The organism is Paenibacillus sp. FSL H8-0122, from assembly GCF_038005345.1.
Classification (GTDB): domain Bacteria; phylum Bacillota; class Bacilli; order Paenibacillales; family Paenibacillaceae; genus Paenibacillus_AQ.
Genome location: NZ_JBBOTB010000001.1, coordinates 4,496,411 through 4,511,348 on the forward strand (window position 1 = coordinate 4,496,411; position 14,938 = coordinate 4,511,348).

13 protein-coding genes and 1 pseudogene are annotated in these 14,938 nt (G+C 45.8%); 4 read left to right on the top strand and 10 right to left on the bottom strand.

What is annotated here, in order from left to right:
* Window position 1: 1 nt before the first annotated feature.
* The 6 genes and pseudogenes from NSS64_RS19460 to NSS64_RS19480 all read right to left on the bottom strand — a co-directional run bounded on the left by NSS64_RS19460 (window position 2) and on the right by NSS64_RS19480 (window position 6,651).
* Window positions 2-1,471 carry a class I SAM-dependent DNA methyltransferase gene (locus NSS64_RS19460; protein WP_341141209.1) on the bottom strand — a complete coding sequence of 490 codons (1,470 nt, stop codon included), beginning with the start codon at window positions 1,469-1,471 and terminating at the stop codon, window positions 2-4.
* 36 nt (window positions 1,472-1,507) lie between these two features.
* Complete coding sequence (hsdR, locus tag NSS64_RS19465) at window positions 1,508-3,868, bottom strand: EcoAI/FtnUII family type I restriction enzme subunit R (protein ID WP_341141210.1); 2,361 nt, start codon at window positions 3,866-3,868, stop codon at window positions 1,508-1,510.
* Between the two features lie 335 nt (window positions 3,869-4,203).
* On the bottom strand, window positions 4,204-5,259 hold the full coding sequence (locus tag NSS64_RS19470; protein ID WP_341141211.1) for a hypothetical protein: 1,056 nt from the start codon (window positions 5,257-5,259) through the stop codon (window positions 4,204-4,206).
* A 5-nt stretch (window positions 5,260-5,264) separates the two neighbouring features.
* On the bottom strand, window positions 5,265-5,609 hold the full coding sequence (locus NSS64_RS32785) for a DUF7662 domain-containing protein (RefSeq protein ID WP_445667844.1): 345 nt from the start codon (window positions 5,607-5,609) through the stop codon (window positions 5,265-5,267).
* A gap of 3 nt (window positions 5,610-5,612) precedes the next feature.
* Window positions 5,613-6,065, bottom strand: a pseudogene (locus tag NSS64_RS19475) (DUF6884 domain-containing protein); the annotation flags it as partial.
* The gene (locus tag NSS64_RS19480; protein WP_341141212.1) at window positions 6,052-6,651 is read right to left on the bottom strand and encodes a hypothetical protein; all 600 of its coding nucleotides are present in this window, start codon (window positions 6,649-6,651) and stop codon (window positions 6,052-6,054) included. The pseudogene NSS64_RS19475 and the gene NSS64_RS19480, both read right to left, overlap by 14 nt.
* Before the next feature lie 160 nt (window positions 6,652-6,811).
* Between NSS64_RS19480 and NSS64_RS19485 the strand changes: the two genes are divergently transcribed.
* From NSS64_RS19485 to NSS64_RS19495, 3 genes are all read left to right on the top strand, one after another.
* Window positions 6,812-7,114, top strand: a complete 303-nt coding sequence (locus NSS64_RS19485) for a hypothetical protein (protein WP_341141213.1) — start codon at window positions 6,812-6,814, stop codon at window positions 7,112-7,114.
* On the top strand, window positions 7,104-7,427 hold the full coding sequence (locus NSS64_RS19490; RefSeq protein WP_341141214.1) for a hypothetical protein: 324 nt from the start codon (window positions 7,104-7,106) through the stop codon (window positions 7,425-7,427). The genes NSS64_RS19485 and NSS64_RS19490 overlap by 11 nt, the downstream gene beginning before the upstream one ends.
* Before the next feature lie 152 nt (window positions 7,428-7,579).
* A complete protein-coding gene (locus tag NSS64_RS19495; RefSeq protein ID WP_339254999.1) occupies window positions 7,580-8,977 on the top strand; it encodes a SpoVR family protein in 1,398 nt (465 codons plus the stop codon).
* 78 nt (window positions 8,978-9,055) lie between these two features.
* On the opposite strand, the gene NSS64_RS19500 is transcribed toward NSS64_RS19495, so the two are convergent.
* Complete coding sequence (locus tag NSS64_RS19500) at window positions 9,056-9,625, bottom strand: Uma2 family endonuclease (protein ID WP_341141215.1); 570 nt, start codon at window positions 9,623-9,625, stop codon at window positions 9,056-9,058.
* Between the two features lie 241 nt (window positions 9,626-9,866).
* On the opposite strand from NSS64_RS19500, the gene NSS64_RS19505 reads away from it, so the two are divergent.
* A complete protein-coding gene (locus tag NSS64_RS19505) occupies window positions 9,867-12,281 on the top strand; it encodes a transglutaminase domain-containing protein (protein ID WP_341141216.1) in 2,415 nt (804 codons plus the stop codon).
* Between the two features lie 57 nt (window positions 12,282-12,338).
* Here the strand turns inward: NSS64_RS19505 and NSS64_RS19510 are convergent, their stop codons facing one another.
* Genes NSS64_RS19510 through NSS64_RS19520 form a run of 3 tightly spaced genes read right to left on the bottom strand, consistent with a single transcriptional unit; the run spans window position 12,339 to window position 14,860 of the window.
* A complete protein-coding gene (locus tag NSS64_RS19510; RefSeq protein ID WP_341142848.1) occupies window positions 12,339-12,944 on the bottom strand; it encodes a DJ-1/PfpI family protein in 606 nt (201 codons plus the stop codon).
* A 38-nt stretch (window positions 12,945-12,982) separates the two neighbouring features.
* The gene (locus NSS64_RS19515) at window positions 12,983-13,915 is read right to left on the bottom strand and encodes a VanZ family protein (protein ID WP_341141217.1); all 933 of its coding nucleotides are present in this window, start codon (window positions 13,913-13,915) and stop codon (window positions 12,983-12,985) included.
* Between the two features lie 54 nt (window positions 13,916-13,969).
* The gene (locus NSS64_RS19520; protein WP_341141218.1) at window positions 13,970-14,860 is read right to left on the bottom strand and encodes an AraC family transcriptional regulator; all 891 of its coding nucleotides are present in this window, start codon (window positions 14,858-14,860) and stop codon (window positions 13,970-13,972) included.
* Window positions 14,861-14,938 lie beyond the last annotated feature (78 nt).

Genomic DNA, 14,938 nt, shown 5'->3' on the forward strand with positions numbered 1-14,938 from the left:
CCTAATTACCTCCAAGCATAGAAGTAATCTGCTCTAGCACATGATCGATTTCAGCATTGAGTGAAGCTCTTTTTTCTTGATACTGATGGATCAAATCCATTGGCTCTAAAATAATTTCTTCCTCATGGGGAAATCCGCACAAGTCAATGTTATAGTTTAAGGCGGCTATCTCATTAACTGTATATTTCTTAGCCTTTGGGAACCCATCAACTTGGATTTCTTCTCGTGCGACCCACCAAGATAAGGCTGGTTCAAAATGCTCCAGCTTCATCGGTTTTGTCTTCGAGAAGTTCTTATAACCTTCTGGCATATCCAGGCGATAAAACCAAGTCTCTTTTGTTGGATGCGTGTTGTCGAAGAACAAAATATTCGTTGTGATCGACGTATAGGGAGCAAATACACTATGAGGTAACCTCACAACAGTGTGGAGATTGAACTCCCCAATTAATTTCTTTTTAATATTGATTTTGGCATTATCCGTTCCAAACAGGAATCCGTCTGGAAGAATGATGGCACATCTTCCGTTTTTCTTAAGCCTGTACATGATGATGTTGATGAATAAGTCGGCAGTCTCAGAGCTTCTAAGGTCTGATGGGAAATTGACTTTTACGCTATCCTTTTCATTGCCACCATAAGGCGGATTCATAAGGACTACATCAAACTGCTCCATCTTCCTGTATTCCTTGTAATCCGTTTCTAACGTATTGCCATGAATGATGTTTGGGTTGTCAATATCATGCAGCAGCATGTTGGTAACACATAGAATGTGTGGTAGTGCTTTCTTCTCCACTCCATAAACAGAGTTATTGTAAATCTCCCTGTTTTCAAGGGAGTTGCCAACCTGCTTCTCTAGGTCATTTAGAGCAGAAACTAAGAATCCACCTGTACCACAAGCAAAGTCCCCAATTCTTTCGCCTAGAATCGGCTTAATCACTTCTACCATAAAATCGGTTACCGCTCTTGGAGTATAGAACTCCCCTGCGTTACCTGCACTTTGCAAATCTTTTAAGAAAGATTCGTAAATCGTACCAAAAGTATGGCGTTCTTCGTATTCTGTAAAATCAATCTCACCAATGATATTTATAACTTGCCGCAGCAACACGCCATCCTTTTGATAGTTGTTGGCATCTTCAAATGCATATTTCACAATGACCTGGTTCATAGGTGTTTCATCATCAATTTCAAGATTTTTAAGGGTCGGGAAGAGCGTGTTGTTAACAAAGGTTAATAAAGAATCGCCAGTAAGTGCTTGACCATCTTTCTCATCTACAGCCCAATCTCTCCACTTTAAGCCCTCGGGAATGATTGATTTGTAATTATCATCGTACAGTTCCCATGCCTCTTCTTTTGCATCAAAAATTTTTAGAAATAGAATCCAGACGATTTGTTCAATCCGTTGAGCATCGCCATTAATCCCTGCATCATTTCTCATAACGTCTTGAATTCTTTTAACAAAATTAGTTACTGCCATTCTTGTTTACCTGCCTCGTCGTGTTGGTTTATGGTGTTATGCGTAATAAATCTCATTCTCTAATTCCTGAACCGCCTTCTGGTACGCATCTTTTCCACCGAAGGCCTTGACTATCTTCATAGGACTTCCGAATTTGGAGAATTCCTTGAGTTGGAGCACTTTGGTTTCTTCAATTTCCTTGATGCCTTCATCGGCATACTTATCAAGCAATGTTTCTAATACTTGCTGTGCTAATTCAGAATACTTATAAAGATAATGACGTTTTTTTACGTTGTTTGCTCTTTCAGCTTTGGTTAGAGGTGGTTTATCATAGGCTAAATGACAAATCAAATCGAAATCATCCAGTTCTGTTTTGCCCAATTCTTCTCTTACCGCATCCAGCAAAACGCCTTCATCTTTTAATTCGTCAATGATAGCTTGTTTTTTTTGCGCTTCTGTCCATTTTCTAAGAAAATCATCTAGCCTTGCGTATTGTTGCAGGATATTTTTCTTAGTATAATCTATAAGACTCTCGGTAATAAGCTTACCATCCTTATCCAGATATTGAACCCTTTCTGAAAGGACCTTTACGACAACATCACCAATATAATACTTTTTAGGTTTGTATTTATCATCAAAACCGTCTGTGTTGTAATCCCCTTCTGTTTCAATGACGCCACCTGCATTATTGTAACTATCTGTTTCATAAAAAAATTCTTCAATTGGCTCGATTACTGGCTCATCGCCATTAATCTCCAATACGACTTCTGGCTTCCCATCAAATGATGGATCAGCAAATAATCTGCTGGCATTACGAAAATCCATGATCGTGAAATAGGTCTTCCCGTATTCTTCGAGAAGCCTTGTTCCTCTTCCGATAATTTGTTTAAACTCGGTCATTCCATTATCACCAAAATTGTTGTCCAGCACAATCAATTTACACATTTTCGCATCCACACCAGTGGTCATTAATTTGCTGGTAACTGCAATAACAGGGTATGTACTTTCTTCGTCAATGAAATATTCCAGTTGCGCTTTCCCTTCATCATTATCCCCTGTTATACGCATGATATATTTATTATTTGCAGCATACAAATCCTTGTTTGCATTAATCAGAGCTTGTCGCATTCGCTCCGCGTGTTCAATATCCACACAGAAAACAATAGTTTTGCTAAATCTGTCTGTCTTCTTTAAAAACTCAGTAATCTTGGCTGCAATCACCCTCGTCCTGTCGTCAATAACCAAGGTTCTGTCGTAATCCTTGACATTATATTCTCTATCCTGGATTTCATATCCATGTTTATCGACTTTTCCAATCTCTGGCCGATAGCCTTCAAGGTCTTTATCAAGGCCAATTCTTATCACTTTATATGGTGCTAAGAAGCCATCATCAATCCCCTGCTTTAAAGAATACTCATAAATAGGCTCACCAAAGTAAGTTTGGCTTGAGGCTACCTTCGTTTCAACAGGAGTGGCAGTACACCCTACATGTGTGGCTGATGAAAAGTAATCCAGGATTTTTCTCCATGCAGAATCCTCTTTCGCGCTGCCTCTATGACACTCGTCTATAACAATCAGATCGAAGAAATTCGGTTGGAATTGCAGGTAGGCTTCTTGTCCGTCATCCCCTGAAAGCTGCTGGTATAAGGCAAGATAAATCTCATAAGAACTGTCTAGAGTTCTGTTTTCAACCTTTGTCATCTTACCGCCAAATGGCTTGAAATCACCAGATATCGTTTGGTCAACCAATACATTTCGGTCCGCTAAAAATAATATCTTTTTCTTTAAGCCAGCTTTCCAAAGTCTGTATATAATTTGAAATGACATGAAGGTTTTACCTGTTCCAGTGGCACATACCAATAATACTCGATCTTGTCCCTTTGCTACTGCATCCACAGTTCGATTAATAGCTACACGCTGATAATATCTAGGGGTCTTGTAATTCGGCACATAATAATAAGGTTCAAGAAGCACTTTTTCTTCTGCATCAGTTACATTCTTATCCTTTAGGTATCTTCTATATAAATCCTCTGGCGAGGGGAACTCCTCAAGCCTTAGTTCACTTACTTCACCAGTGATTAAATTTTGTTCAACAAATCCATCCCCGTTGGAAGCATAAACATAATAGATGTCAAGTGCTTTTGCATAGCTAATGGCCTGCTGCAGCCCCGCACCAACTGGATGATTATTATCTTTTGCTTCAATGACCGCCAGAGGAAAGTTGTTCTTATAGAACAGAACATAATCTGCCCGTTTCCGCTTGCCTCTGGTAGTGATATTTCCACGCAGAATGATTCTTCCGTCCGTAAAAGGATATTCCATTCGAATTTGTTTTTTTAATTCCCATCCTGCGTTAGTAATTGCTGGTGTGATATATCTGGCTTTGATATCTTCTTCAGATAAATCTCTCTTTGCCATGTGCTCAATCCTTTCCCTCTGATTTCACCTGGATGAATATTATGAAGTTCTTATTAAAAGTGGTTATGTATATTACTAACTATCGTAAATGGTTCACAATGATCACTACGACAATCCAGTTTGAATTTAGTTCTATGGACTTGTTGCATATCCAGACTAAAAAATCCCTTTATTCTTCAGTGATCCCTTCTTAAATATATATCTTGAGTAACATCTTCCTTACTCCATTCACCTCTGGATGCTTTATTCGTAAAATGTAAAATGATTCATAGGAAAATATTCCTAAGTTCATAATAGCATGTCTATATACAATGGGAGTATAAAAAAATGAGGACTCAAATTGAGTCCCCTACATTTGTTTCATCTATACGTCTTAGCCAAGCATCGAAATAACTTCTGCTGAGGTTCTCCACCCAATGATTACATAATAGATAATCATAACCATAGATCGAATATGGATCACTGTAAAATCTCGGCCGTCCGTTAATATTTCGTTGTTCGATTAAAGAAAGGGTAGGGTCGACTTTTTTCAATACAGGATAAGTGATATTAAATGTCCTCTTGGCGTAGTCCAGTCGCTGCAACCGCTCAACTTCGCGCTCTGTTAATAGATCATCTGCAATCAGTCGCTCAAAACTGGATCTGACCAAAGCACCAATTTTTATTTCCTCAGATCCTTTAAAATCAGCAGGTAATTTCTTTACTTTTACTGGCGATTTCGGTAGGCCTACTGGCTGCTTATCATCTGCAAAAAGATTATACATTTGTATACTTCGCATAAACAGCTCCGAAGTATCAGACACAGAATTGGATAAGGCTGTAACCACATTGAAGATTTTCTCCTTGAAGTCTTCATTGCACAGAAGCTCAAAACGAAAATCTAGACCTTTTGCATGGAACAGATCCTGGAGTTCGGCTATGTAGAGTTGCAGCGGCTCACATATTGCACCATATATTTTTGGAGCAGCAAATATAATATTTCCAACATTCAAATTGAAGTAGCCATGGATCGCCATAGCAGTGCGAATCATTTTCTTCAGTACTCTGGATATCGTTTCTTCCTTGGAGCCGTAATTCAAGCCATTCTCATGAAAAGCTACATCAATACCATATATGTTTTGAACACCATTCTCCCCTCCTACTTCTAAGCCCAGAGCATCAATCTCCGCCTGTTGGAGTAGTTGGGAGAATGAACTGTTCTGCTTAAACAAATCAAGGCTATATTTCTCTTTAAAATATAGGTCTGCATCTTTCATCATACTCTCGACGACAGCTTCGTTATGAATTTCCCACGACTTCACCGATGGCTTCCAGTTCAACTGAACAAGCTGACAATTCTTTGCATGTCTCAGCCATGAGAGCATCAAGGATTCTCCGATTTCTATTTTCAACAGTGCTACACCTCATCACCTGTTTTTCTGAATGCAGTTTTTTCTCCAAGCTTAACTGAATCCACTTCCCAACCAGCGTGCAGCCATGACTTAGCTTGTGTATTCGTTAGCGCATTAGCCCACCACGGACGATATTTTCTCGCAGATGCAGGCAGTATGAAACCTAGTACCGCTTCAATTTGATCTATGGTCATAATCACTTGCTTGCTTTTAGTACTCAGCAAATATCGATAAAGTGAACTATATTTTCCAACGTTATTCTCCGTAAGTTTCTTTGGCTGATCCCTATGTTTTTTCAAAGTAGGCCGAACAATAACTTCAGACGGTGACTCCAGTGAATCAACAGACATCGCCTCCCGCCCTTCCAGCGCTCGGGTCAATTTTTGCAGCATATAGCCAATCCCCCTACAATCGCTTAGAGGAAAGAACAATTCCTGTCCTTGATTAAATACAGTCTTAGCTCGATCCGCATAATGCTTGCCGCCCAGTACTGTAATCTCCTTAAAACTAAATAATCCCTTGCTTTTAGCCTGCTCTTTCAATTCTGAGATAAGAATAGTCTCACTGGAAGGCTTAATGAAGGACACGTTATAGTCCTCTGGAATGATATCCTGAGGATATAGAAAGCCATATTTTGCAGACAGAATCACCCATTGATTGAAGAAGGTTGTAGCATACCTTTGACAGGCAACCGCAAAAACACCAGTATAAACATTCTGCGCTTCTACAGGTCCCAATGAAGGCTGTTTATCCCATATCTTCGCGGCACCGCAGGGAATAATACAAAGCGATTTATCTCGATTCACTGGCAAGCACCTCGATTCTGTCAAAATCTTGGATATTCAATGGTTCTTTATACAACTCATTCACTTGCCAAAGTCCACTACTTCTTATTTTTTCATGGGGTGATGACATCCCAAGCCATTGAACAGAAGGAGCGCATTCATCACATAATGATAACGTAGATATAAGCCTGGATTTCAAGGATAAGCGCTCTGTTTTATCTTCTATAGCCAGCACACAAAATGAGAAATGTTTCTGAATATAATTACTAACCTTGCCCTCGATAGTTGACTGATATGCTGAATCTATTAAATGACCATTTTTAAGCTTAGCTTCCCTAGTTGTAAAATCGAGTTCCCATACACTTGCGTATGGATCTTTGTCTCGGTTCAGCAAGCACCTGCCTATGTTCTTACGAAAAATACTTCTATCCTTATTCTCCTGAACAAAATGCTGCTTCAAACGCGACCTGAGTTGATTAGGGCCTGTGTGGGTACCAACTCGAACAATCCGATCTGCGTCATGCCCGCATTCCCCTGTTTCAAAGAGCAGATAGACCCCATTACTGGGGATGAGGTTGTCCTCGAAGGGAAAATGATGTCGAATCATTTTATTAACGATCTCATGCAATATACAACAGTGTTGGCACATATAGATTGACCCCCTTTTGATCTACAAAATCCGTTTTCCAAGTGTTAATAAATGTAATCTTAACACATCAAGATTGCTATTGGTTTATGATATAATGAGCAAAAGGAAGGTGAGCAGAATGTCCATTTCCAAGGAACAATTGGAACAGAGCTTTCAAGGAAAATCTTACGTAGACCTTAAAGACCTGGTCCAGCTAATTGAAGAAAACTTTGGATTCAACGTTACATTGCAAAGAAAAGAAGATCACCCCAAATTTACGGAAGACCAGAAGAAGAGAATGAGTACCGTCATTTTTAAAGATGAGGACGTTCTTTCACAGCTTCGCAAAGCCAAAAATGACCGTGAGAATGGAATCTCCACATATAGCAACAGCGAAGAAGAGTTTGCCCAGTTACTGAAAGAGGTCCAGAATGAACAATGACCGCTACAATGTTCTGTGGACCACATATGCGCGGGTAGCTCTTGCCCGTATGGGGAAGTTCAAAGTAAATTCAGCAAACGTTTTTAAGCGTTCTATAAGCGTTTTGAATGATGAGCCGAAATACAAAGCTGATGGAGTATCGGACTTCCCTGGCTTTGAATTTAACGGATACTACTGGGTTTTAATCGGTAATGTGATCATTATTTACAGGATTGACGAGGATCTTCGTAAAGTGTATGTCGATGCTTGTTACTTTGCTAATACTGGACTGTCTCATTATGTATTTTGGGGTATTGATCCAGATGAAGAATAGCCTGACCTCTTAGCGTATTCACTGTGGTTAGGCTGTTTTTTGTACAATAACTCTTTTGCCTCTCCCGCCGTGCGCATCCCCCATCATACTCCCACCCCTCCCCCCATATACATAGGAAGAACGGTTTACAAGCTGGAAGGAGAGATGGATGCATGCCCGGTGATGATGAGATTAAAGCGCTGGAGCGGTCGATTGCCGAGATCACGGAGATTGCTTCCGGGTTTGGGCTCGATTTTTATCCGATGCGTTATGAGATATGTCCGGCGGATATTATTTATACCTTCGGTGCGTACGGGATGCCTACCCGGTTCGGGCACTGGAGCTTTGGCAAGACTTTTCATAAAATGAAGGCTCAATACGATTTTGGCCTGAGCAAAATTTATGAGCTGGTCATCAACTCTAACCCGTGCTACGCCTTCCTGCTGGACGGCAACTCCCTGGTGCAGAACAAGCTGATTGTGGCGCATGTACTGGCGCACTGCGACTTCTTCAAGAACAATATGCGCTTCTCCATGTCCAACCGGGATATGGTCGAGAGCATGGCTGCTACCGCCGACCGGATCAACGATTATTCCGTCACTTATGGCACAGACACCGTTGAGAGCTTCATCGATTCCGTGCTGGCGATCCAGGAGCATATCGATCCCAGCCTGATCCAGCCGCGCAAGCTGGGCAAGACTCATCTGCTCGAAGCCAAAATGAAGGAGCGCAAGGACGCCCCGCCCGGCGGATCTGGTCCGCCTAATGCCTACAGCGAACTGTGGGATCTGGAGAAGAGTACTGACGTCCCGCCAGAGCCCGAAACCGCCGGTAAGCGCACCTTCCCCCCGGAGCCGGAAAAGGATATCGTCTGGTTCATTCAGCAGTATTCCACCGCTCTAGAAGACTGGCAGCGCGACATCATGACGATGCTGCATGACGAAATGCTCTATTTCTGGCCGCAGATGGAGACCAAGATCATGAATGAAGGCTGGGCCTCCTACTGGCATCAGCGGATTATGCGCGAGCTGGACCTGACTGCCGAAGAGACGGTCGAATACGCCAAGCTGAATTCATCGGTGGTGCAGCCCTCCCGCCAGAGCCTGAACCCGTATTACCTAGGCCTGAAGATTTTCGAGGACATTGAGAAGCGCTGGGACCGGGACAAAATGTTCGAGGTGCGCGAACTGGATTCCGACCTCTCCTTCATCCGCAGTTATCTGTCGAAAGAACTGGTGAATGACCTCGACCTCTATGTTTTCGAGAAAAAAGGCCCGGAATGGAAAATCACCGATAAAGCCTGGGAGAATGTGCGCGACCAGCTGGTGCTGGCCCGGGTGAACGGCGGCTCTCCGTACCTCGTCGTCCAGGATGCCGATTATGAGCGGAACGGCGAACTCTTGATTGCCCATCGCTATGAGAGCATCGAGCTGGATCTGAAATACCTGGAGCGCACGCTCCCGCATATCTACGCCCTCTGGGGCCGGACCGTGCATCTGCAGACCGTTGTGGAGGACAAAAACGCCCTGTTCACCTATGACGGCAAGAAGGTGCAGCGGAAGTTTATGTAAAGAAACGTATGGTTTCGCACAATAAGCCGCAGTGTAGTTGCTAAGTGCAATTACGCTGCGGCTTGTTTTTGAATGGTATCAGATTTGGAGGTCAAACAGTTTACCCAGCGGCAGCTGAAAATCCTTAAACACATTTGACCGCACACTATCCTGCTCCGAATATAAGTCCCTCACCTGATACACGCCATCCTGCAGCGCATATACATGAACCGTGCGGTTGCCGGGATCGACGATCCAATATTCCTGGACGCCATACTTCTGGTACAGATTGAACTTCTCATTGAAGTCCTTGAGAGCTGTTGACGGCGATAACACTTCGATAATCATTGTGGGCGCGCCGTGACAGCCATTCTTCGTAATCTGATCCTTAGAGCAGACCACAGACAGATCGGGCTGGACGACATGATCGGGCATTGCAGCAGAATCATCCTCGCTGAAGAACACATCGAACGGAGCGACAAACACATGACAGCTCTTATTTTCCAGGTGCGTACGCAATGCAAAATATAGCTCTCCTACAACATACTGGTGCAGGGCTGTAGGCGCTGGAGACATATTATAGGCTTTGCCGTTAATTAATTCCCATACACCGTCCCATGACAACCAATCCTGATACGAATGCTGCCTCTGCTCATCCGGATTCGACACTTGGATCTGCCTCCTTCGCTTCCTAGCGGATTACGTGTAAGTGAATTATAACATGAATCACCGCCATTACTCAGCGCCCCCTCCCCCATATCCCCTGCTGCAAAAAATACTTAAATATAAATTATCCCAATTTTGTTTTAATAGTATCCCAATGGGTTATATATCTCCTGTGATTTATAATGGGTAATTCTGGATGGTCCATGATTACTCTCATACAGAAACCAGACGGGAGAGGACGTTAGTGAAAGTGAAACAAATGGCAATACTGCTGCTCATCATGTGTGTGATTCTGACAGGCTGCATGGGGGGCAGCAAAGAAGGAAGTCCAGCGCCTTCATCCAGCCCGGCCGCCACGGCAACTGCCGAGACGAAGAACACTTCGGGGAACCCTCCGCCGGACGCTTCACAGACCGTGTACGATCTGAAACAGAAGTATGATTCGGACGAAGCAGATCACAGCCCAGGCATCATGCCTATGTATAATGTGGAGCAGGATATGGAATTCATCTTCAGATTCAATACCGATCTTGGCTCCGAAGCCATTGGCAAGACGTTATCCGTACATACCGATATCAAGGCACTGCCGGAGAGTAAGGTCGGGACCCTTGAGGATTCACAGCTTGTTGACGGCAAAAGCGTGTACTCCATCAAGCCACTCGGCTTCGGCGTCCTTCCCTCCGATTCCCTGCGCGCTACTGGAGCCAGCTCCTGGGGGAACGCGCCTGTCTACTACATCCGGCTCAACTATGACCTGGATGCCAAGTCGCCTACTCTGCTGAAGCAGCCGGTGATTATTCCGTTTACGGTGAAATCGGATCTGCCCACGCCGACGCTGCAAGCCGACATCAGTCCTGACGGAAGACTGACTCTGGTGTGGAATGAAGTTCCGGGCGCGGAGAGCTACAATATTTACAGCGCCTCCCATATTACAATGGAGAACATCAATGAGCCGCTCAGCGGCGCCGAGCAGGGCTATGCGGATCAGCGTCCGCTGCTGATTGCAACCGTGAAGGGCACTTCGTATAACGATTTCATGAAGGACGGACGCGGTGCGCTCGGTGTAGTAGATGAGATGATTACGAGCGTACAGAATAATAATGTCCAAGGGGAATATTACGTCACTGCCGTTCAGGGGGACAAAGAATCCCGGTTCAGCCGTTCGGCAGATACCGTAGCGTTATCCAAACGTCTGCCGCGCACTGTGGCTCCTGAGGATAACATCAACCTGAAATTGTACAAGAATGCCAAAGAGCTGCCCAAGACCGTTCCGGTCCAGTTCATTGACGGCTCCAAAGCCTCAGTAACAGTGATGTACGACACCGGAGCTGTGACTCTTAAGGCTTCCGGTCCAACTGATGTCCCCTACACGCTTCAAGGTACTGCGCTCAAGGGATATGTTCAGGTTGCACAATTGACGGCAGCGGATATTTCCAGTCTTGCCGCCGCCCAGAGTAACAAGGCGAATCCCGGGTATGTGGAGCCGCAGAATAACACGGATTATGTGCCTGCACCGGACGTACCGACCATCATCGACAACGATAACGGGAACGCCAGTGTACCTGGAGATAATGTCATCGACCAGCAAAAAGAAAATACGAAGAGCAAGGTAGAGGAAGGCAACAAACAGGCGGTACCGGGCACTACGATCCGGGCAGACCTGATTCATGCCGACTCTGCGCTGGAGGAATATCTCGCATTGACGCTGATGAACGGCGACACCGAAATCTCGCTGCAAGCCTTCCCGGAGGCGCAGAATGCCCGTACCCTGGTCGATGTAATTGAGAAGGTAGTCTACCAGAACCCGCTCATTCTCGGCTTCCGCGGCTATGGCTACGATTATGAGAAGCTGACGCTGATTGTGAAGTACGATGATTCTGCCGAGACCATCCGCTCCAAGCAGAAGGAGATCCTTGCCGAGGCAGATAAAGTAATCGCTGCTGTGATCAAGGAAGGCATGAGCGCGGATGAGAAGCAGATGGCAATCTACGATTATCTGAATGATAACACCGCCTATGACGATGCTGCTCTGGAGAATGCCATGGAGCAGGAGTTCAAGACAGTAGATGCGAAGTATAACGATTCTTTCAATACCTATGGCATTCTGGTTAAAAAAGTCGGCGTATGCATGAGCTATGCCCATACCTTCCAGCTGCTCTCGGATCTCGTCCAGGTCCCTTCGATGGTCGTCACAGGAACCATGAGCGGCGTGAATCACGCCTGGAACAAGGTGAAGATCGGCGACGAATGGGTCAACGTTGACCCGACCAATAACGCCACCAATACCGGACTTCCTTATCTGCTCTATAACTCCAATGACGCTACAGCCTCCTATGTAGAGTATGTGATGGACAAGGCCTACTGGCTGGACCATGAGCTGCCTCTGTTCAAGGCCACCAGCAATGCCTACGATTATTATGTGACGCAAGGACTTGAAGTAGATTCCCTGGAAGCCTACAAGACCAAGCTGGCCGAACAGCTGAAGAAAGGCGAGACGCTGGTAGTTCTGCGCGTTCTGGGCAATACCGACAGCTCGGAGCTGATGCAGAAAACCGCCGAGGTCATCAAGCAACACGATGCCACTAAGCTGGATAGTGCAGGCATGGTGGAGTTAGGAAGCTACGTGGCGGTTCAACTGGACGCCGCAGCCCAGCTATAACGGACAAAAAAAGGCAACCCCCTGCTACGGGGCTTGCCTTTTTTTGCTGAACCCTCATTATTCCTCTTCATACGGATAGTAAATATCGCTCAGGTTACCTGCCTGATAATAGGGGTACTCCAGTTTTTGTTGCACCTGTCGCGCAGTGTCTGTATTTACTAAGCACTCGATCAGGTACAGGCCAAGGTCGATTGAAGCCGTCACTCCGCCTCCGGTGAAGGTATCACCGTCCCGGACCACCCGGGCTTTAATGACTTCCCCGCAGTAAGGGGCAAGCAAATCGTAGGCAGACGAGTTCGTGGTCGCTTTTTTCCCCTCCAGGAATCCTGCCGCACCTAACAACAATGCACCTGTGCAGACCGAGACCTTATAACGTGCGCCTTCTGCCGTCCGTATCCAGCTTATGAAGTCCTCATCGTAGCGGAGCGTCCGGGTCACATGGCCGCCCGGGAGAAACACCAGTTCGAATGTCCCCAGATCAGGCAGTATCTCATTAGCCTTGATATTCAACCCCCGGTCATCACTCACCTCCGCCTTGTTAGCGCAGAAGGTCCAGGATACGTTCTCCTTCGCCTTCAGGATCGCTACCCAGCTCACTGCTTCATAGAACCCGACAAAATCCATGCTGGTCATGCCGTCAAACAGAACAAACGCCATTCTCATTACTGTCACCTATCCTCTCCTAATGGAAGATTAAGCACTCAGTTCCAAATATACTGCATCTTCTTATACCCGACATCCCATATTTTCAATTCGCCCTTAATCGTGATCTTCAGCTCTTGCCCTGGCTCAACCGGCATCTCGTATACTACAGGGTACTGTTCAGGATTAGTACGCTGAAAATCTCCAGTATAATTCAAGAATTCCTGGCCATCCCGGGTAATACTGATCTCACCGGAATAATCCGTTGGTTCGGGGTTTCCGAAAGTGAAGCAGAAAGTCGTCTGACCCTCAGCCTTGTACGTGAATGTTCTGGAATCTCCGCCTTCAGCGCCATACAGGTTATAGCGGAGCGGTATCTGCTGTCCGTTGATTTGAATGCTGTCCGGTTTGTCTGCGGATGAATTGCCCGAGGTGTCCGTCCATTCCGTGATCGCTGTGAACGGACCCTCTACTTTAGTTATTATTTTGTTTACCGCTGCGCCTAGTCCCCATAAAGCTATAAAAAGGACCAACCCCGCTATAGCCGTTGCCGCCAGATTGCGCCCGAGGCTCCGGTAACGGAAGCCAAGCTTGTACGCCCCGAAACCGAGGGCTGCACCAACCGAATTCTGAAGAGCATCATTGATATCGAAGCTGCCCAGGAAGGTAAGGGCCTGAAGCGTTTCAAGCACAAGAATCGCGATGAAGAACAAGGTGATGAACCGGACGAAGCTGACCCGGTACAACCATGGAATCAATATACCGAAAGGAACAAACGCAAGCGTGTTCCCGAAACCCACCAAATCCATCAGGGTGGGAGGAAAAAGATCAGACGGAGTCGGCATCAAAATGAAGTTTTCAGGCATGAAAATAAAGGTGTAAACGGTATGATCCGAAGCCTCTCCTCTGCCGAAAGCAAAGAACATAAAATAAAGCACAAGCAGCGTGTACAATACGGTTACTGTTAGTAGAATCTTGCGTTGTTTGACCATGGTTAGCTCCTTCATACTATTTTTCCACATATTACAATTAAACGGTTAGTGATTTCATGAAACCCGCTCCCGTACAGGGACATAAATCTCCATCACGGAATCCACGCGGGCGTGACAGCGTTCGTCGTAGAACTCAAAGTTCAGTTTATCTTCGTCATGCATGTAGCCGCTGCCTGGGAACCAGTCCTCGAAGATATATCTCCAGGTACTCTTGACCACCTCAGCAAAAGTCTCCGGTCCCGCCTCATCGGTAGCGTCTACCGGTGGTGTCGTAAATACCGCATACTGTGCCGCAGGCACAACAGCCGTAAGCATGTCAGGAGTGGCCTTACTGAAGTCCTCCACAATAACCCCCAGCAGATACACAGCATTACCGCCAGCGTCTGACGGTATACATAAGCCGACCTCCCCGTGCTTCGGCGGATTCAGCTTCGCATACATTTGGTCCTCCAGATTGTCGCCCTCGTAATGATACCAGAAAGAAGCGACATCCTGCGTAGCATTCCCCGCCTCCACATTCGTCTCAATCCCGTAACCCGCTACGTTAAAAGCAGGCCGCTCTACCCTCACCGGCTCTGCCATATACGCCTTAATCTCATACTCCAACCTGTCCCGCAGATACCCGCTCATCCGCGCCGCATACTGGGAGGGACTGTAGCCGTAGGTCTTGCGGAAGGCTTTGGCGAAGCCCCCGGGTGTCTCGAAGCCATATTCCAGCGCAATCTCCGTAATTCTCCGCCCGTTGAACAATTCAACGGCAGCCCGCGACAATCTCCGGGTGCGCACATATTCCATGACCGGCATATCCTGCGACTGGCTGAACATCCGGCAGAAATGGTACAGCGAATAACCCGCATACGCCGCAATCTGCTCCGCTGTCAGCGGGTCCTTGAGATGCTCCTCAATATAATCAATCGTCTGCCCGATCTCTCTGCTGTAATTCATTGACTTCACCGGCCTTTCAGTACACATAGGTGAAAACATTATAGCAGACAGCGGCATGCGGCACCGTTCCAGTCTTGC